The organism is Rhizobium sp. CCGE531, from assembly GCF_003627795.1.
GTDB lineage: Bacteria > Pseudomonadota > Alphaproteobacteria > Rhizobiales > Rhizobiaceae > Rhizobium.
The window spans coordinates 437,573-454,947 of the sequence record NZ_CP032684.1; the positions used below are offsets into that span (position 1 = coordinate 437,573).

Genomic DNA, 17,375 nt, shown 5'->3' on the forward strand with positions numbered 1-17,375 from the left:
TCAACGAATTGCTGCCTTGCAGCAAAAGCGATTGACGGGATGAGTTGATTGTGCGTCGGAGCCGAAGCCGCGCATTGCGTAAGCGGGGCCGGTTTGCAGGCCCCGCTTGAAAGGACTTTACATCGTCAAGACGACACTCGCCGTCGTTCGCCCCGCCTCGAGATCGGCATGGGCTCTCGCCGCATCCTTCAGCTCGTATTCGGCGCCGATCGGGTTGACCAGTCCGGCCTGTAGCGCCGCCATCAGCGCTGTCGTGCCTTGGCGATAGAGCTCGGGATCGTTGGCGTAGGTCAGCACGCTCGGGCGAGACAGCCCAATGGCTCTGGGGGCGGTCAGCTCCTCTATCTCGATCGGCGGAATGGGACCGGCCGCCTGGCCGAGGCTTGCGACCATTCCGAAAGGACGGATGGCGGCAAACGTCTGCGACAGCATGGTGCCGCCGATCCCGTCGACGGCGAGATGCACGCCGCGCCGATCGGCAATGCGGCGCGTTTCTGCGACCCAATCCTCGGATGTGTGCAGGAGAACCGCATCGGCTCCGGCCTCATGGGCGAAGCCAGCCTTGGCTTCGGAACCGACCGTTGCGATGACGTTTGCGCCAAGCCGCTTGGCAAGGCGCGTGACGAGCTGGCCGAGGCCGCCCGCTCCCGCATGAACCAGCACCCATTCGCCCGCTTTCACGGGATAGACTTTTTGCAGCACCATATGCGCCGTCAGTCCGCGCAGCATGGTGCTGCCGGCGACACGCTCGCTGACGCCATCGGGCAGTTTCACCAGACGGGTGGCCGATAGCGTGCGCACCTCGGCATAGCTGCCGAGCGGATGGCCGATATAGGCGACGCGGTCGCCCACGCTCAGCTCGTTGACGCCAGGGCCGATGGCCTCGACGACGCCGGCGCCCTCGAAGCCGAGCACGCTCTGGCCGGGCGGCAGCGGATAGAGCCCGGACCGGACATAGATGTCGACGAAGTTGACGCCGGAAATGCTTTGGCGGATCCGGACCTGGCCGGGACCTGGTTCGGTGACGGGGAGATCGACGGCTTTCATGGCCTCGGGTCCGCCTGGGCCGGTAATGGCAATCGCTAGGGGCATGTGGAAGTCTCCTTTCAGGAGATCTTTGACCATAAACAGCGACTTGAATAAATTCGGTATGAGCTCACCGCATCTGTGCAATAATGCACAGATGATCGATTGGCAGGACCTTCTTCACTTTGCCGCCCTGGCGCGAACCGGTTCGCTTTCCGCGGCGGCGCGGGAGCTTGGCGTGGATCACGCAACGGTTGGCCGCCGCATTGCCGCGCTGGAGCGTTCGCTCGACCTGCGCCTGATCGATCGGCGGCCGCGCACCTCGCCGCTGACGGCCGATGGCCGCGCCATTGCCGAACTGGTGACCGGGATGGAGGAGAATGTCGAAGCGATCAGGCGCTATTCGAAGAGCGCCGTGACCGGACTTTCCGCTGCGGTCAAGGTCAGCGCGCCACCGTCGATCGCCGCCCATCTTCTTGCCCCGAAGGCGGCTCTCTTCCGTGAGGAGCATCCGGACATCACCTTGACGATTGCCGGCGTCACCCGCCGTGCCGCGCTCAACTACGGAGAGGCCGATATCGCCGTGCGCATGACACGACCGGAGGAGAGCGATCTCCTGGTTCGGCGTATCGGCATCATGCGCTTCGGCCTCTACGCCATTCCGACCGTGGCGCAAAGGCCCGAGGCGGATTGGGTCTTCATCGGCTACGATGCGGCAATGGAGCATCTGACGCAGCAGACTTGGCTTCGCAGCCTGCTGGAAGGCCGCCCGATCGTATTTCGCGCCACCGATGTCTTCGGCCAGCTGGAGGCGGCCCGCGCCGGGCTCGGCGTCGTGGCGCTCCCAGCCTTTCTGGGCGACAGCGAAGCGGGGCTGACGCGCCTGCCGGTGGCGGTTCCGTCACCCACGCGCGACCTCTGGCTCGTCACCTATCCCGATCTGCGCCGTTCGCCGGCCATCCGCGCGGTGATGGATTTCGTCAGCGACATCATCGGTGGAAGCTGCCCCCTGCGCGGCGACGCGGAGGCGGCTGCGTAAGGCTAAGTTCCGACTTGTATTTTCCTGTTGCGGCCCGGCGGCGAATCTCTATCCATAGATGGCTGGGCCATAGATGGACGGGCCTACTTACGGTCGGTGATCGATGACGAAGCTGGGCAGTTGGTTCGTGATGGACAGGGCGGATCTCGTCGCGGGCATATCGGTTGCAGGCCTGATGCTGCCCGAAGCGGTCGCTTACGCGGGCATCGCCGGCTTGCCGCCGCATCGGGCTATTCTCGCCGGCATTGCCGGATGTCTCGTCTATGCCATATTCGGCCGCAGCCGCTTTGCCATCGTCTCCCCCACATCCTCGTCGGCCGCCATTCTCGCTGCAACATTGGCGGTGGTTCCGGGCGATGCCACCGTCAGGGCGGGCCTTGCCACGGTTGCCGTGGCGCTTGCCGGCATTCTGTTCCTCGTTGCCGGCGCATTGCGCCTCGGTGGCATCACCGGCTTTATTTCGCGGCCGGTGCTGCGCGGCTTCGCGCTGGGACTGGCAATCACCATCATCCTGCATCAGCTGCCGATTCTGGTCGGCGTGCCCGTGCAGGGCTCGAATATCTTGACCTATGCGGCAGCACTGTTCAGCGCGGTCCTGCAATGGAATCCGATCAGTGTTGCCGTCGGCGTCGTCGCGCTGGCGGCACTGCTGCTGCTGAAGCGGTTGCCGGGCGTTCCCGGCGCCTTCCTCGTGCTCGCCGCAGGCATCCTCGCCTCCTACCTGTTCGCTCTGGAAGGCCATGGAGTGAAGCTGGTCGGCGCAATCGAGATCCTGCCGCAATGGCCGTCGCTGCCGGATGCTGGCTGGGCTGGCTATTCGCGCCTGGTGCAGTTCACGGTACCTCTGGTCCTCATCCTCTTTGCCGAATCCTGGGGAACGATGCGGGCCTTGGCGTTGCGCTATGGCGAGACGCTGGAGGTCAATCGCGAGCTTGGTGCGCTTGGCGCCGCCAACATCGCCAGCGCCGTCGTTCAGGGCATGCCGGTCGGCGCGGGTTTTTCCGCCGGCTTCGCCAGCGAGGCGGCGGGGGCAAAGACGCGGGCGACCACCGTCTTCGCCGCGATCGGCCTTGCGATCCTGATTGCCTGTGCCGGGCCGCTGGTTGCGCTTCTGCCCGAGCCGGTGCTCGCCGCCGTCGTGGTCGCGGCCCTGACCCATGCGCTCGATCCCAGCCCGATCCTGCGTCTGCGCCGCCTGCATCGCGATTTCTACGTGGCGCTGGGCGCCGCTGTCGGCGTGCTGGCCCTCGGCGTCCTCAATGGCATGCTGCTGGCGATCGCACTCTCGCTCGCCGCCATGATGCATCGCCTGGCCTCGCCGCATGTCGCTCGTCTCGGTCGGCTGAACGACAGCCATGATTTCATCGATGTCGGCAGGCACGATGATGCCTCCGAGATACCGGGCATTGCCATCTGGCGCCCCGGCGAAACCCTGTTTTTCGGCAATGCCGATACGATCTTCAGCGAGATATTGTTGGGCAGCCGCGGCGAAACCGGCTTGCGGGCGGTTATCCTCAGCCTGGAGGAGAGCTCCGATATCGACAGCACGGCGATGGACGCACTGATGGAGTTCGACAGCGCCATGCACCGCAGGGGTCTGCGCGTTCAGTTCGCCCGCGTGCATGACCGCGTCCGCGATCTTATGACGGCCGCCGGTGTTCCCGAGGTCGAGAACCGCTGCAGCTTCAGCGTCGATGACGCTGTGGCGGCGGTGATGGCGTCTTCGGGGGGCTGCTGAACCTGTTCTAAAATAGTAAACGCCGAATCTAGAACAGCGGCCAGTGCCAGACATGACCGTGTTCGCCGTCGCCTTGAAAGCTGTTCACCAGCGTGAAGTTTTCAACCGGCCACGTGACCGGCTCCTCCAACCTCATTTCGGGAAGAATGCGGTCGCAATAGAATAGCGTCATATGGGGTTGGAATGACCTGGGTATGCCACTTTCAAAGCCCATGCTTTGCATGCCGGCATCCAATTCCCGACGGAGTGTCGTTAGCCCTTCATTTTCTTCCCTGCACCAGAGGACATATTGACGGTTGTTGCCATTGCCGAATGTTCCCGCCCGATCGAATACCAAGGGAAACGATTTCAGGCAGATGGTTGATCCGGCCCCCAACGCAGCGAAGGTGGCTTCCTCTTGGGAGCGGGAGACAATATCGATAGGATAGATGGTGACATGGTAGAGACCATGCTTTCTTGGCGTGCGCGTGAGTCCGTTTCGCCGACTGTGGTCCACGGTCATTTCAGCGGCCAATTTAGCGATTTCCGGGTCCGGCAGCGCCGCAAAATAAAGAGCTTGTCCGCGCTTTGGCAGGCTTTTGCCTTTGCGCCTTATCGGCGGTTTGCCGAGATCCAATGACATTTGGTCCGCGCGCTGCATGGCTTTGTTCAAAGCCGTCCCGGCTTTGCCTCCTCCTGTCTCTCGATCTCGAAACCATAGTACTCCGCGGCCATGAATTCAAGAACAAAACATGAACGTATGTGTCAATGGATCTTTGCGGCCGTAAGCTTCACAAAAAAGGATCGAATAAAAGGGCGGCTTGATCCGTTCATTCCAGGTTCGGGCTTTCGTGCCCATTCTCACCAACAAGGAATGACAGCCATGTTCACCAGACCAGTCTTCGCGGCCATTTTTCTCGCTCTCATCGGCCTTGGTATTGCGTCTTGCTCCACCTCGGGCGAGCGCAATTCCGGTGGCGGCATGACGTTGAATACTCCTCCGACCGGCGGCGGATATTGATACCTGTGCCTGCGAGTGTCTCAGCATCGCTTCGCCGTCGTCAAAATGGTGGCAATTCTTAATCTTCGCAAGAATCGGGTTGAATTCGACGCCCCCGAGGACGATTTTCATGGCAAGTGGAAACACAGGAGCTTTCGTCATGAATGAGACAAAGCAGAATTATCTAATCTTCGAAACCGCAGGCGGCTTCTGCGGCATCGCGTGGAGCGATGTCGGTGTCATGCGCTTTCAATTGCCAACCAAGGATGCAGGGGCGACCGAGCGCCTGCTTCTGCGGCGCCTGTCGAATGCGCAGCCCGGCACACCGACGCTGGAGGTTGCGGAGACGATCGCCAAGGTGCAGCGCTATTTCGCGGGCGAGGAAATCGACTTTTCGGGCGTGCCGCTCGACCTCAGCGAACAGGACGCGTTTTTCAGGCAGATCTATGACGCCGCCCGGCAGGTCGGTTGGGGGCATACCACCACCTACGGGACGCTGGCAAAGCAGCTTGGCGTGGGGCCGGAGGCCGCGCGTGATGTCGGCCAGGCCATGGCCAAGAACCCGGTGGCGCTGATCATTCCCTGCCACCGCGTTCTGGCGGCGGGCGGCAAGATCGGCGGCTTTTCGGCGCCTGGCGGCTCGAATGCCAAGGCGCGCATGCTGGAGCTGGAGGGCGTTCAGCTCGCGCCGCCGAAGCCGGTGCAGCAATCGCTTGGGTTTTAGAGCAATTTCAGGAAAACTGCGTAGCGGTTTTCCGTCCGGAATTGCGGGAGAACAATAGCGTATCATTGTCGTTCAAGCGGATCGGCTTATGGCCGGATCGCGATCTTCCTGCCGCGCCTCATACCGCTTGTTCCGATGATCTCTTCCGCCACAGAATTGCGAAGGCAAGACCGTGATTGACGAGCAGCAATGGCACGTAAAGCGCTGGTATATAAATGCCGGCGCCAAAGAGGCCGGGATTTCCGATTTTCATTACGCCCAGATAGTAGGCGTTCAGAAGATCCAGGGTTCCCCAGATATTGAATATCCAGACAATCGGAACCGCGATTGGCCACCGCCAGGAAAGTGCCGCCATTGAAACAAGCGCGAGAACAGCTGCGATGAGATCACCCCATCCGACTTGATTGGCGAAATCCGGACTCAACTCCGAAGATACGAATCCGGATACCAGAAAGTTCATGCCGAAGAACCTGAACGCATGGAAAGCCGCGAGAAGTCTCAGCGCCTCATGGCGCGGCATGGCACGAACCGCTGGCCAGACATAGATGTAAGCCACCACCGAACTGGTCAGGAAGGCGCCGGCGACGCTGAGAACGAATGGAAGATTGAAGTCCGGCGGCATGCTCGGATTCCTTTGTATTTGTTGGATATATTTCGATATCTGAGGGTACTCAGGAATTGGCCATGAGCAAGCGGAGCGGCCAAAGCGGGCCGATTGCGATGTATTCGTGGTCCATGAGATTTTGCTTGGCTAACGGTAGGTCCTCCATGATTGCCTGTGCCTCGGCGACATCGCTGGAATCCAGCAGGAAGATGGCTCCGCGACCGTCGCCCCGCGAATACCATTCGCGAATCTTCCCACTGAGATAGAGCTGCACCGTCTGCTGGATTTCAGCGGGCATGACGGCCATGACTTGTTCGCGTGTGACGCCCGCCTTCACGGTAAGGATGATCATCACCCCGGTGGTTGCGGGCGAGATGGCCTGGGCCTGGGTAGGGGTTGGATGGGTCATGGAAGCAGCTCCTGTGAGAGGGGTCGGGAAGACGCCACCGATCGTTTTCACGGTCTCGTTTCGGCGACGTCCTGATTTGCAACTCAAAGATAAGACCGCTTTTCACGAGCGACTATTCTCGATAATGTCGACGAGTTATGAAGCAGAACTTCACAGTCAGGCAGGGTGCACTCGATGGCGTCGAGGCCTTCCTGAGTGTTGCCCAGCACCGCAGTTTTCGCAAAGCAGCCGCGGAGCTCGGGGTAACGCCATCGGCGATCAGCCAGGCGGTGCGCACTCTCGAGGCGCGTATCGGCGCGGCACTCTTTATACGCACGACGCGCAGTGTTGGCCTGACCGAAGCCGGCGAGCGATTCCTATCGCGCGCAAAGCCCGCTTTCGCGGAGCTTGTCGCCGCAAGCGAGGGCGCGCGTGACCTGGGGCAGCGGCCCGCCGGACTGTTGCGCCTCACGGTGCCGCGGGCAGTGGTGCCGATCCTGCTGGAGCCGCTAATCGCATCCTTCTGCCAGGCCTATCCCGAGGTCGAGGTGGAGATCGCCGCAAGCGCGGACCTGGTCGATATCGCCGCCGAAGGGTTTGACGCCGGCGTCCGGCTGGGCCAGTTCGTCGAGGCTGATATGATCGCGGTCCGGCTGACGCCGCCCTTTCCCTTCGTGGTCGTCGGCAGCCCCGAATATCTACGCCGGATGGGACGGCCGGAACTCATCGAGGATCTGCGTCAACATGCCTGCATACGCATTCGCCGTTCGAATGGGTCAATCGCGCCATGGTCGTTCGTCAACGGCAACAAGCCGATCGAGGCCATCGTCTCGGGGCCGCTAATTGCCCACGATTTCCCCACCATGCTTGGGGCGGCGGTGGAAGGTATGGGGCTTGTGCAAGTGCCTGAGCCGATCGCTGCTGGACCAGTGAAAGCGGGAGAACTCGTACACGTCCTGGAGCCGTTCGCGCCAATGGCGCCGGGTGTGTTTCTCTACTATCCCAGCCGCCATCAAGTGATGCCGAAGCTGCGGGCCTTCATCGATCACGTCAGGAGCCGCAAGCCTTAGGCTGCGCGTATCGGGAAAGGAACGCGTGATGCAATTATGCTATCGGTGCCTTCCTGGATGGAAGGTATCGCCGTTGCCCTCATCCCCGTTCGATTATTTCGATAGGTTCTAACGCTTTGTTATTACCTTGCTTTGGAACTAAAGGTCGTGCGAGATCGTTTATCTCTAACTTCGATACGACGCTGATGTCGTTCCCGGCCGGCTGGGTAAGCGGCGTTCTTTAGGGACATCTCATCATGAAGATTTCGTCTGGATTTCGTTCAGTCGCGGTTGCCGCCATCGCCGTCGCGGGGATTGGCTTTGCCAGCGCTGCGCATGCCGATAGCGGCACGATCCGTTTTGCCGTCTACAAGGCGGCTTTCTTCGTCGGTGGCTCCGGAGGGGAGGGTACGCTGACCTTCCATGGCCGGCGCTATCCCGTCTCGATCGGCGGCATCTCGGGCGGCCTCGCTTTCGGTGCCTCCAAGACCTATTTCAGCGGTACCGTGCGCCACATTCGCCGTGCCCAGGATGTCAGCGGCGTCTACGGCGCAGCCGGCGGCGGCGGCGCGGTCGGCAAGGGCGCCCAGATAATCGTCATGACCAATGACAAAGGCGCTGAGCTTGAACTCACGGGCCGGCAGGTCGGCCTGCAAGTCAACGCCGATATCAGCGGCATGAGCATCAGGGTGAAGTAAGGCGTTACTCCCTTCGTCATCCCCTGGATAGGCCCGATTTGCTGAATTAAAGCAATTCCAGGAAAAGTACGCGGCGGTTTTCCGTCCGGGATTGCGGAAAACAAGAGGATAGAGCCTTTTCGCGATTCGAAGAAAAGCGGAAGGGCTCTAGCAATCGGGCACCTCTGGGAAAGCCGCCCAGGGAGGACCGCTGCGCTTGCTCGTCACTCTGCGCCAATAGCTACCCTTGGCTTATTGCCGCCGACTGGATCTTCGGCGACGGGTCACGCCGCCCGATAGTTCTGCGCCACGACGCTCCCGGGAAAGGCCTTCGAGTTTGTCAGCTTGAGAGGCGTCGGCGCCGCCAACCCGTCGGTGGAGGTCGGCCACCAGGCGGTCATGGCTTCGAAGCTGTGGCTGCCCGTGATGGGCAGGCTGGCGTTCCATATGGTTTTTACGGCCCAGACTTTCTCCTCGTTGCGGTTCCAGCCCGAGGACGGCCAGATCGGCAACTTCCGACAGCTCGTGATTATTTTTGCCGCTGCCGCTCGCGAGGACGAGGATGCCGTCAATACACCATCTCAAAGGATTGGCCTGCGGCAACATTCGCTAGGAGCTGCGTTACGGCGGGGGAACCGCCGTGGTCCGCAATCCACTTGCTCACCCGGCAGGCGGCTTTCGCGTAGAGGCTGGTCGACGCCGCGCTTTCAATCCAAGCGCTCCTCGACGTCGGTAGCGCACCATCCGGTTCCACCAGGCAACGATCGGGCGATGACGTTGGCCTCAGGTAGCGGCTATCATCGGAAACGAGGACCGCAACGCCCTCATCGAACCATTGCGGCACATCACGACGGAAAGTCTTGATCAGTCCGATCCGGGTATGAAGTTCGATGTGCGACATCTCGTGTGATGCAATGGTGACGGTCGTTCCTTGGAGCGAGAGGAACAATGCGAGATTGAGGAGCGCCATGCCGCGCGATTTTCCGCCGCCGATCTTGCGGTAACAATTATCGTCGCCGCAGACGAAGATTTTGGGATCACCATCGATCGTCCCGTAGAATTGGCGGAGCCGGTCGCGAGCCGCGGCAATCGTCTGGAGCACGGCTGCCTGCTGCTGGGGAGCCATCCCATCCTCGACATAGACCTGACCCTGGGTCTTCTTGAACCCCAGGCAGTTCGGGCACGCTACAGCGGCCACCGTGGGATATGCGGCCGAGACGCCGGCGGCTGTCGTCGCAATCAGAAGGATTGCGAGTGTGGCTGCTTTCATCGATCTTGACACCATGCTCCTTCCAGTCCCGTGGGTATGAGTTCCTGCCATGGCTTTCATAACGTTACCGGTTGGCGCGCGAATGCGAAGCACAGAGCATCGTTTGAAAGGCAAGCGGAGAGTACTGGAGCAATTCCAGGAAAAGTGCGCAGCGGTTTTCCGTCCGGAATTGCTAGACAACAGAGAGATAGAGCGGTTCAGAGATTCCGTGAAAAACTGAACCGCTCTAGGATGCGGCCGTATCGCCGGCGAGGGAAGAAGCCATGTTCGATCGAGAACGCGCGAGCAGATAGAATGCCGCGAGGTGCGTGATCATCTGCAGTGGCATGTAGATGATCGGGAACGCGTACATGGCACCGAGTTCGCCTGCGACAGCAGGAAGGTCGACTTGAACCGCGTGGTAAAAGTCGAAGGCAACGTCGGCTACCCCTATGAGATTGAAGGCGAGGACGAGCAGCCAAAATAGCGGACGTATCCTGACCGCGAGCAGCGCCAGCATGGCCAGCAGCCCGGTCGCGAAGTTGCCGTAGGCGGCGAACGTGGCGAAGCCGGCGGGCAGATTGGCGCCAACCACGCCGGGAAGCAGGAAGGCGAGCCCGAAGAAGCGGAAGCTGTGCAGGGTCGCAATGGCTCGTTGCGCATCGGCGTGATCCATCACCTTGAGCCTCGGCCAGATGTATGCACCGAAGCAAAGCAGCCATGGGATATAGGCCAGGACGAGATGGGTTAGGAATAGGATTTGCGCCGGCATGTGCGCTCCTTTCAGGTGGTTTCGTTCGTCAAGCCGCGGCCTCCAACACCGCGGTCAGGATGCCGAGCCGGTCTTCCCTCGGTTAAAGGCTCCGAAGGAAGTCAATCATCGCGGTATTCACCTCCGGCGCACGTTCCTGCTGGGTCCAGTGGCCGCAGCCCGGCAGCATGATCGCCGGCCGGAGTTCGGGAACCATTGCCGACTGCTTGGCAATGATCGGCTGAAACACCTCGACAATGATGTCGCGATCGCCCGCAATGTAGAGCGCCGGAACGGTTACCGCCGCTCGGCCAAAGGCGGCCATGAGTTCCCAGCTGCGATCGATGTTGCGCCACCAGTTCAGGGCGCCGCGGAATCCGCTCCGCGAGAATGCCTCGACATAGACCTCGATGTCGGACTCGCTGAACCAGGAAGGCAACGACACCGGATTGGTGAGGAAATCGCCGTTCCGGGGCACCATCCCGGCGGCAAACCCTCCGGCGCCTGTCGGCGGCGGGCTGTCGCCCGAGAGGGAGTAGAACATCGAACGGAACGTGCGAGGCAGATCGCGCCCGAGCGCCGCCTCAGCTCCCGGGGTCTGGAAGTAGAGCTGGTAAAACACCGCGTCCTCGGTCTGCGGCATGAGCGTCGTCGGCGGTCCCGCGTCGCCAAACCCCCGCGAGCGGAATGGCGGGCTGAGCGCGATCACAGCGCGGAAGCGGTCGGGACGCAGAAGCGCCGTTTGCCAGGCTATCGCAGCGCCGATGTCGTGGCCGGCGATCACGGCTTGTTTGGCATCCAGAGCATCGATGAGCCCCAGCATGTCGCCGATGTCATGGAGAATCGTATATTCTTCCACTGCTTCCGGACGGTCGCTCCGCCCATAGCCACGCAAGTCGGGCGCCACCGCACGGAACCCGGCCTTCGCCAGTGCGTCAAGCTGATGGCGCCAGGAATACCAGCATTCGGGAAAGCCGTGACAGAGGATGACGAGCGGACCCTCACCTTGTTCGGCCACGTGCAACCGGATACCGTTCGCCTCGACCATGCGATGCGTAACCTCGGGCATCGCCGAATCCACCCAGGACGTCGGCTCGGGGTCAGCTCCGCCGAGTTTAGCGGCGGCGGCTTTCAGCGGCTTTCCGATAGCGGCACCGATGGTAAGCGCGCTCCCTGCGCAGAGGACCTCGCGTCGGGAAAATGTCACGTCTCGCATTGTGTCGCTCTCTCCTAATCGTCGCATCCGAGCCTCGATGGCTCCGGGGCTTCCGAAATGCGGCGTGCGTCCAGATTTGCACGCCGAATGTATGGCCGCTTCCAGCGATCGACTATTGGCGATAATGTCGATGGGCCATGAAGCAGAACTTCACAGTCGGGCGTGGGCGCGCTCGATGGCATGAAGGGGCACTTGAGCCCCAGCGCCGCAGCTTTCGCGGAGCGGTAAAGCTCAGGTGACGCTATCGGCGATGATGGGGAAGCATGAGAACTATGTGGATGTTCTCGGCTGTCCCGTTGAGGTGACGCTCGACCTCATCGACGGCCGATGGAAAGGTGTCGTACTATTCCACCTCCTCGATGCCGGTTGCCTTCGATTCAACGAGCTGCACCGCCGCTTGCCGGGGATCACCCAGCGGCTGCTCACCAAGCAATTACGCGAGCTCGAGGAAGCTGGGCTCGTGCTGCGAACAGTGTACGCGGAAGTTCCGCCGCGCGTGGAGTACCGCGTCACCGAGGAAGGCGAAGCCTGAGGCCAGTTGTCGAGATGTTGACGCAATGGGGAAGAGCCCGGCTGGATCGACAAAGTGCAAAGCAGACCGCTAAAGGGCAGCAAAAGTCGTTGACGCAAGGCTGAAGCCTTACGCTCTCGGTTCTCGGGGTTGCAATTCCCTACGGCTCCAAGTCGCCGCAGAGTCAGCTATTCGCGGCCGGCGGCGGCCGGGAAGTGTTGCGGCGGGAATGTCGCCTCGTCGCCTGATCGGACCGGACTATAGGTCACCGATATGGCGCCGTTATTGAACATTTTCGCCTGTTCGACCGAAAGGCTCATGGGGCTGCTCGTCTCGTCGAACAACCGCAGGCCGGAGCCGACCACCACCGGACAGATGACGAGGCTAAGCTCGTCCAGCAACCCTTCGCGTAGCAGCGAGCGCACCAGCCTCGGACTGCCGGGAACCTGGATCGCCTTCCCGGACTGCGCCCTCAGTTTCGCCAGCGCAGGCGTGAGATCGCCCTCGAGCACCGCCGCCGGTCCCCACGCGAGCTCGCCCAGCTTGCCGGGGGTCCTTGTCGCCACATATTTGGGCGAGTGGTTCAGGAACCTGGCCATAGGCACATCGTCCGTCTGGTGCGGCCACAGGTTGGCGAAGATCCGGTAGGTCGCTGGGCCAAGCAGGACGGCGTCCGCCTTCTCAATTCCGGCGACGATCCTTTCGCCCATTTCCTTGTTCAAGTACTGGAAGCCCCAGCGCTCGGGCAGCTCAACGACGCCGTCGAGAGAGATGAAAAGCCCCGCCGTTATTTTTCGCATTCTACACCTCCTTGAGTAGCGTGATCGCCCACCAGATCATGGGCGCTAGGGCAGGAAATTAGGGTCAGGGTACGCATTCGAACCGAAGGCTCTATAGCGTGCCGCGGAATTCGCTCTGACCCGAATTCTTCCTCGATGACCTCTGAATTTTTAGTCTTGACTCATTAATTGCTTACTAGCTATATAGCCATATGGCAATTGAAAAATCTACTGCGGACCAGCTGAACCAGGCCTTTTCTGCTCTTGCCGATCCGACGCGGCGCGCGATCCTGGCTCGGCTCGCAACCGGCGAAGCCACGGTGTCGGAACTGCTGGCGCCGTTCGAACTCAGCCAACCGACGATCTCGAAGCATCTCAAGGTGCTGGAGAATGCGGGCCTCATCGAACGCGGGCGTGACGCGCAGCGGCGACCGCGCAAGCTGGTGGCAACGGCTCTTAAGGATGTCGCCGACTGGGTAGAGCCCTTTCGCAAACAATGGGAAGGCAGGCTCGACAATCTGGATCGCCACCTCGCGGAAATGAAGAAGTAGGAGAGAGGCATGACGCTGACAATCGCCGACAGCGGAGTCGTGATTGACCGGGACACGCACACGATCATCGTGACGCGCGTCCTAGCCGCACCCTGTGAACAGGTCTTCGAAGCATGGACGCGGCCCGAGCATGTGACATGCTGGTGGGACCCAACAGGCGAACCGCTGGCAGAATGCGAGATCGACCTTCGCCCGGGGGGAACGTTCAGGTTCCTTAACCGGCATTCCGCCGCCACCCACCAGTTCGCGGGTGTCTATCGCGAGATCGCACCGCCACGTCATCTCATCTTCGAAGCGATGGGGGCGATCGGGCGCGTCACTTTCGACGAGACTGCGGGCGGGACGCGTTTGACGATGAGGATTGAATGCGGCTCGGCGGAACGGCTCGATCAGTATTTGAAAATGGGCATCGACACTGGAACGGCGAAGACCCTTGACAATCTCGTCGTATATGTCCGTGCGACGCCCCAGCGGACGTCAAGCGCGTTGTCAGATGTTCCGAGCACCGAGGGGTAGTATTGCGATGCAACGGTCAGTTTGGATTGCAGCACACCCAGCCTTCCTGGCGTATGCCATCACCTGCACTGTTCTGTGCGTCAATCTTCTGATGCTCTGGGTCTCCAGCGGGGCGATCCGCGCCAAGGGCCGCGTGGCAATCAATCCGGAGGATGGCGCACGCTTTGGTGTCCCTGTGTCAGAATTCGACCCGCCAATTGTCGCACGGCTCCTGCGTGCGCATCGCAATGCCGAGGCTACGATCTATCCATTCCTGCTGCTGGGGCTGCTTTACGTATTCCTGGGAGGAAGCCCTGCAATTGCGATTCCCATTTTCACAATCTTTGTAGCCGCGCGGATCGTGCATTCGATCATCTATCTGAAGGCCATACAGCCATGGCGGACGATCGCTTTTGCGGTCTCCCTCCTCGCAATCGTTGTCCTGATGGGCGCCGTAGTCCACGATTTGATTGTTGCCTGACCGATCCTGAATACCGTCAGCGCCAGTAGTACGAAACTATCATGCAGTGACCGACGAGCCCGAAGTTGATCGATCATGCGTGAAAACCGACACCGCGCCGCGCCCTCGCGCGTCGCGCTTTGTTCAACCCGCTATTACGACCTCCGCACCTTCAATCGCATAGCGGGCATGGCGAAAATCCCGGATGTTGGTGAACTTGTCCCCCACCCACTGTAGCAGAACGAAATACGACGGTGCCGCGGATGGATCGCGAGGGTCGCGCACGAGAAGCGCCGGGCGTCCGTCAACCAGCCCGGGGACAAAATGCCAATCGTCGACGTCAGAGTAATTGTGAAAGTATCGTCCGACCTCGCGCTTGCCATTCATGCGTGTCTTGTTGACGAGTTCCAGTCGCACCTCATCGGCGAGCATGTCCCGGACGGCGTCGAAGTCACGCGCGTTGAAGTTGTCGACGTATTTGGCCAGGAGTAAACGCTCAGGCTCGGCCAGGGCCGGAACGGATAAATCCTCGGGTTCATTGGCAATCTCTCGCAGACCCCTGCGGCCACGGTTTAACGCTGCCTTGACGGCCGGGATGCTGGTTTCTGTCACCTGACTGATTTCGTCCAGCGAGTGACCGAGCACATCCATCAGGATGACACAGCTCCGCTGCGTCACCGGCAACCGCATTAAGGTCCTCAGGCTTGCCGCCGCAGCCTGACGATCGGAGACCGGGTTTATCAAAGCAGCGGTCATCTCTGCCTCCTCATTGGAATGGATGGCCTCGTAGCGCCGCCGTCGGCGCAAAAAATCCAGCGCCGCGTTGTGTGCGATGCGAAACAGCCATCCGTCGAGATTGGCGACCCGTCCAGCCTTCGGAAGCGCCTTGATCGCCTTCATCAGCGCCTCTTGAACGACGTCCTCGCCATCGATCACCGAGCCCGTCATGCGTGCGCAGTAACGGTGTAGCTTTGGCCGCAGTTCGCCGAGACGCCTATCGAAGGCGCTACGGCTTTCGTCGGCTTCAGCTCCGGATGGAGTCATGGCCTTGTCCTCATGCTCTCATGGCTCGCCAAGCATCCGGTAATTGCCGACGACGGTGGCGTCATTTTGCTGCGGCGGCTCGATGCAACGCTCTTTGAGACCCGATCGGAAGGACCGGAACGCCTCCAGCGACGGGATCGGACTGGCCTCGTCCTCGGTCTCTGCGATGCTGACATGAACGAACGTGTCGTCGTCCAGCCTCAAGGAAAGATACCGGACATCGTCCCGCGATTTCGCACGCAATTCCTGAAACACCGCCTTGATCAAATGTTCGTTCTCGTCCGCCGTCTCCGGCTTCGTCCTGTAGCGCACCACGGTCATTTTCATCGAATCCTCCATTGGCCACACGTTTCGATCGTCACCCCCCTAAAGACGTCCCGAACTGCGAAAAGATTCGCCGGAACAAGAAAATTTCCTCCACCGAATCCTTTGGCCGACGCGGTTCGTCTTCGTGATGTGGACCGTTGAACCGCAGCCACGAGGAGATTGCCATGAGTGAGCAGAACAACAAAACGAGTAAATCCTGGGTGTTAGCGCTCGTCTCGATCGCATCGTGCATGGTAGCGCTCGACGCCATGGTCGTCACCACGGCCCTGAGCGCCATCCGGGTCAGCCTGGGGGCTTCGCTCGAATCGCTTGAGTGGACCGTCAACGCCTACAACCTTAGCTTTGCCGTGCTGCTGTTGACTGGCACCGCGCTCGGCGACCGCTTCGGACGCCGGCGCATGTTCTGCTACGGCATCGTGCTGTTTGCCGGCGGATCGGCCGCATGTGGGCTTGCAACCACTGTTGGCTGGCTGATTGCGGCACGCGCCCTCCAAGGAGCCGGCGCGGCCCTTGTCGTGCCGCTCGCGATGGCACTTCTGGGCGCGGCCTTCTCCCGCGAAGAGCGCGGGAAGGCCCTTGGCGTCTTCAGTGGTGTCACGGGCGTCGCGCTCATCGGCGGACCGGTGATCGGCGGCGCAATTGCGCAGGGCTTGGCGTGGCAGTGGATTTTCTGGATCAATCTGCCGATCGCCGCGATTGTCATCCCGCTGGCGGCGCGTCGAATCGACGAGAGCTTCGGATCGGGCTCGGCTCTCGACATTCCAGGAATTGCGCTGGTGACCGGCTCCGCGCTCGGCTTGGCTTGGGGCCTGATGCGCGGGAACAATGCGGGCTGGAGCAGCGTCGAAGTTGTGGCGACGCTCGGGGCGGGCCTTCTGCTGGCGGCCGCCTTCGTCGGCTGGGAACTGCGGGCCCGCGAGCCGATGGTGCCGATGCGATTCTTCCGCTCGTCCGCCTTTGCATCGGGCATCGGGTCGAGCTTCTTCTTCTATGCCTCGATGTATGGCGTCCTGTTCCTCCTGCCGCAGTTCCTGCAAACCGCGCAGGGCCACGGAGCATTCGAGGCCGGCGTGCGACTGCTGCCCTGGACCGCCACGCTGTTCGTGGTGGCGCCATTCGCCGGGAAACTGGTCAACCGGATCGGCGAACGCCCTCTCGTCGTCGGCGGCCTCATCCTGCAGGCGCTCGGCATGGCGTGGATTGGCCTGATCGTCGCACCTGACCTCGCCTACGCGCAACTCGTTGCTCCGATGGTATTTGCGGGTGCTGGTGTGTCGATGGCGATGCCTGCCGCACAGAATGCCGTACTGGGTTCGGTCGCAGGCAGCGAAATCGGCAAGGCGTCGGGCACCTTCAATATGCTGCGCTATCTCGGCGGGGTGTTCGGCGTTGCTGTTCTTGTCGCGGTGTTTGCGCACACGGGCAACATTCACTCCGCCAAGGCTTTCAGCGAAGGCTTTGCAGTGGCGATTGGCGTCTCCGCCGGTCTGTCGGTCGTGGCTGCCATCGCAGGCTTGTGGCTGCCACGCGCCGCAACGGCAGCAGGATCAACCATGACCGTGGTCGTGCGCGGCGAGGCGCAGATCGAACCTGCGATGAGTAGTCACCAGGCGGACCAAACGTAGACCGGAGGCTGCCCGAAGTTTGGCCTCCCCACCGGCTTGGCCTCAGCGACCGACCTATGGGTAGGCGGCGAGATGCTTGCAACGCTAGTCCGAATTATGTGCGGCACCTGCGTGAGTGCGGAAAGTGTTTGAAATCGCTACGA

21 protein-coding genes and 1 pseudogene are annotated in these 17,375 nt (G+C 61.3%); 10 read left to right on the forward strand and 12 right to left on the reverse strand.

What is annotated here, in order from left to right; all coding sequences use genetic code 11:
* Window positions 1–117 precede the first annotated feature (117 nt).
* On the reverse strand, window positions 118–1,092 hold the full coding sequence (locus CCGE531_RS02135) for a quinone oxidoreductase (protein WP_120662706.1): 975 nt from the start codon (window positions 1,090–1,092) through the stop codon (window positions 118–120).
* A 91-nt stretch (window positions 1,093–1,183) separates the two neighbouring features.
* On the opposite strand from CCGE531_RS02135, the gene CCGE531_RS02140 reads away from it, so the two are divergent.
* Together CCGE531_RS02140 and CCGE531_RS02145 are read left to right on the forward strand one after the other, a co-directional pair.
* Window positions 1,184–2,065, forward strand: a complete 882-nt coding sequence (locus CCGE531_RS02140) for a LysR family transcriptional regulator (protein WP_120666393.1) — start codon at window positions 1,184–1,186, stop codon at window positions 2,063–2,065.
* A gap of 103 nt (window positions 2,066–2,168) precedes the next feature.
* On the forward strand, window positions 2,169–3,803 hold the full coding sequence (locus CCGE531_RS02145) for a SulP family inorganic anion transporter (protein ID WP_120662707.1): 1,635 nt from the start codon (window positions 2,169–2,171) through the stop codon (window positions 3,801–3,803).
* A 28-nt stretch (window positions 3,804–3,831) separates the two neighbouring features.
* Here the strand turns inward: CCGE531_RS02145 and CCGE531_RS02150 are convergent, their stop codons facing one another.
* Both CCGE531_RS02150 and CCGE531_RS34100 read right to left on the reverse strand, forming a co-directional pair.
* Window positions 3,832–4,455 (reverse strand): 2'-5' RNA ligase family protein, encoded by a 624-nt coding sequence (locus CCGE531_RS02150; protein WP_162943833.1) that lies wholly within the window; start codon window positions 4,453–4,455, stop codon window positions 3,832–3,834.
* Between the two features lie 66 nt (window positions 4,456–4,521).
* Entirely contained in the window at window positions 4,522–4,929 is a 408-nt protein-coding gene (locus CCGE531_RS34100; RefSeq protein ID WP_162943834.1) for a hypothetical protein, read from the reverse strand.
* 13 nt (window positions 4,930–4,942) lie between these two features.
* On the opposite strand from CCGE531_RS34100, the gene CCGE531_RS02155 reads away from it, so the two are divergent.
* The gene (locus tag CCGE531_RS02155) at window positions 4,943–5,506 is read left to right on the forward strand and encodes a methylated-DNA--[protein]-cysteine S-methyltransferase (RefSeq protein WP_120662709.1); all 564 of its coding nucleotides are present in this window, start codon (window positions 4,943–4,945) and stop codon (window positions 5,504–5,506) included.
* Between the two features lie 118 nt (window positions 5,507–5,624).
* Here the strand turns inward: CCGE531_RS02155 and CCGE531_RS02160 are convergent, their stop codons facing one another.
* Window positions 5,625–6,128 (reverse strand): hypothetical protein, encoded by a 504-nt coding sequence (locus tag CCGE531_RS02160; RefSeq protein WP_120662710.1) that lies wholly within the window; start codon window positions 6,126–6,128, stop codon window positions 5,625–5,627.
* A gap of 49 nt (window positions 6,129–6,177) precedes the next feature.
* Window positions 6,178–6,519 (reverse strand): hypothetical protein, encoded by a 342-nt coding sequence (locus CCGE531_RS02165; protein ID WP_205586461.1) that lies wholly within the window; start codon window positions 6,517–6,519, stop codon window positions 6,178–6,180.
* Window positions 6,520–6,656: 137 nt separating this feature from the next.
* Here CCGE531_RS02165 and CCGE531_RS02170 point away from each other — a divergent pair, with 137 nt between their 5' ends.
* Both CCGE531_RS02170 and CCGE531_RS02175 read left to right on the forward strand, forming a co-directional pair.
* Window positions 6,657–7,568: a LysR family transcriptional regulator gene (locus CCGE531_RS02170; RefSeq protein WP_120662711.1), complete on the forward strand. Its 912-nt coding sequence runs from the start codon at window positions 6,657–6,659 to the stop codon at window positions 7,566–7,568.
* A gap of 236 nt (window positions 7,569–7,804) precedes the next feature.
* On the forward strand, window positions 7,805–8,245 hold the full coding sequence (locus CCGE531_RS02175; RefSeq protein WP_120662712.1) for a hypothetical protein: 441 nt from the start codon (window positions 7,805–7,807) through the stop codon (window positions 8,243–8,245).
* Window positions 8,246–8,508: 263 nt separating this feature from the next.
* Here the strand turns inward: CCGE531_RS02175 and CCGE531_RS02180 are convergent, their stop codons facing one another.
* The 4 genes from CCGE531_RS02180 to CCGE531_RS02200 all read right to left on the reverse strand — a co-directional run bounded on the left by CCGE531_RS02180 (window position 8,509) and on the right by CCGE531_RS02200 (window position 11,440).
* Window positions 8,509–8,736: a hypothetical protein gene (locus CCGE531_RS02180; protein ID WP_120662713.1), complete on the reverse strand. Its 228-nt coding sequence runs from the start codon at window positions 8,734–8,736 to the stop codon at window positions 8,509–8,511.
* Window positions 8,737–8,792: 56 nt separating this feature from the next.
* The gene (locus CCGE531_RS02185) at window positions 8,793–9,494 is read right to left on the reverse strand and encodes a hypothetical protein (protein ID WP_120662714.1); all 702 of its coding nucleotides are present in this window, start codon (window positions 9,492–9,494) and stop codon (window positions 8,793–8,795) included.
* 226 nt (window positions 9,495–9,720) lie between these two features.
* Entirely contained in the window at window positions 9,721–10,245 is a 525-nt protein-coding gene (locus tag CCGE531_RS02195) for a hypothetical protein (protein WP_120662716.1), read from the reverse strand.
* Window positions 10,246–10,327: 82 nt separating this feature from the next.
* Window positions 10,328–11,440, reverse strand: a complete 1,113-nt coding sequence (locus CCGE531_RS02200) for an alpha/beta hydrolase (RefSeq protein ID WP_245458957.1) — start codon at window positions 11,438–11,440, stop codon at window positions 10,328–10,330.
* Between the two features lie 253 nt (window positions 11,441–11,693).
* Here CCGE531_RS02200 and CCGE531_RS02205 point away from each other — a divergent pair.
* Window positions 11,694–12,076, forward strand: a pseudogene (locus CCGE531_RS02205) (helix-turn-helix domain-containing protein).
* A gap of 63 nt (window positions 12,077–12,139) precedes the next feature.
* Here the strand turns inward: CCGE531_RS02205 and CCGE531_RS02210 are convergent.
* A complete protein-coding gene (locus CCGE531_RS02210) occupies window positions 12,140–12,751 on the reverse strand; it encodes a dihydrofolate reductase family protein (RefSeq protein ID WP_120662717.1) in 612 nt (203 codons plus the stop codon).
* 191 nt (window positions 12,752–12,942) lie between these two features.
* Between CCGE531_RS02210 and CCGE531_RS02215 the strand changes: the two genes are divergently transcribed.
* The 3 genes from CCGE531_RS02215 to CCGE531_RS02225 are packed head-to-tail and all read left to right on the forward strand — an operon-like array spanning window position 12,943 to window position 14,257.
* Complete coding sequence (locus CCGE531_RS02215) at window positions 12,943–13,281, forward strand: metalloregulator ArsR/SmtB family transcription factor (protein ID WP_120662718.1); 339 nt, start codon at window positions 12,943–12,945, stop codon at window positions 13,279–13,281.
* 9 nt (window positions 13,282–13,290) lie between these two features.
* A complete protein-coding gene (locus tag CCGE531_RS02220) occupies window positions 13,291–13,797 on the forward strand; it encodes an SRPBCC domain-containing protein (protein ID WP_120662719.1) in 507 nt (168 codons plus the stop codon).
* A gap of 7 nt (window positions 13,798–13,804) precedes the next feature.
* The gene (locus tag CCGE531_RS02225; RefSeq protein ID WP_281024452.1) at window positions 13,805–14,257 is read left to right on the forward strand and encodes an MAPEG family protein; all 453 of its coding nucleotides are present in this window, start codon (window positions 13,805–13,807) and stop codon (window positions 14,255–14,257) included.
* 123 nt (window positions 14,258–14,380) lie between these two features.
* Here CCGE531_RS02225 and CCGE531_RS02230 read toward each other — a convergent pair whose 3' ends face one another.
* Together CCGE531_RS02230 and CCGE531_RS02235 are read right to left on the reverse strand one after the other, a co-directional pair.
* The gene (locus CCGE531_RS02230) at window positions 14,381–15,280 is read right to left on the reverse strand and encodes a sigma-70 family RNA polymerase sigma factor (protein ID WP_120662721.1); all 900 of its coding nucleotides are present in this window, start codon (window positions 15,278–15,280) and stop codon (window positions 14,381–14,383) included.
* A gap of 18 nt (window positions 15,281–15,298) precedes the next feature.
* Window positions 15,299–15,607, reverse strand: a complete 309-nt coding sequence (locus tag CCGE531_RS02235) for a hypothetical protein (protein ID WP_120666398.1) — start codon at window positions 15,605–15,607, stop codon at window positions 15,299–15,301.
* Between the two features lie 164 nt (window positions 15,608–15,771).
* Here CCGE531_RS02235 and CCGE531_RS02240 point away from each other — a divergent pair, with 164 nt between their 5' ends.
* Complete coding sequence (locus CCGE531_RS02240; protein ID WP_120662722.1) at window positions 15,772–17,232, forward strand: MFS transporter; 1,461 nt, start codon at window positions 15,772–15,774, stop codon at window positions 17,230–17,232.
* The last annotated feature ends 143 nt before the right edge of the window (window positions 17,233–17,375 follow it).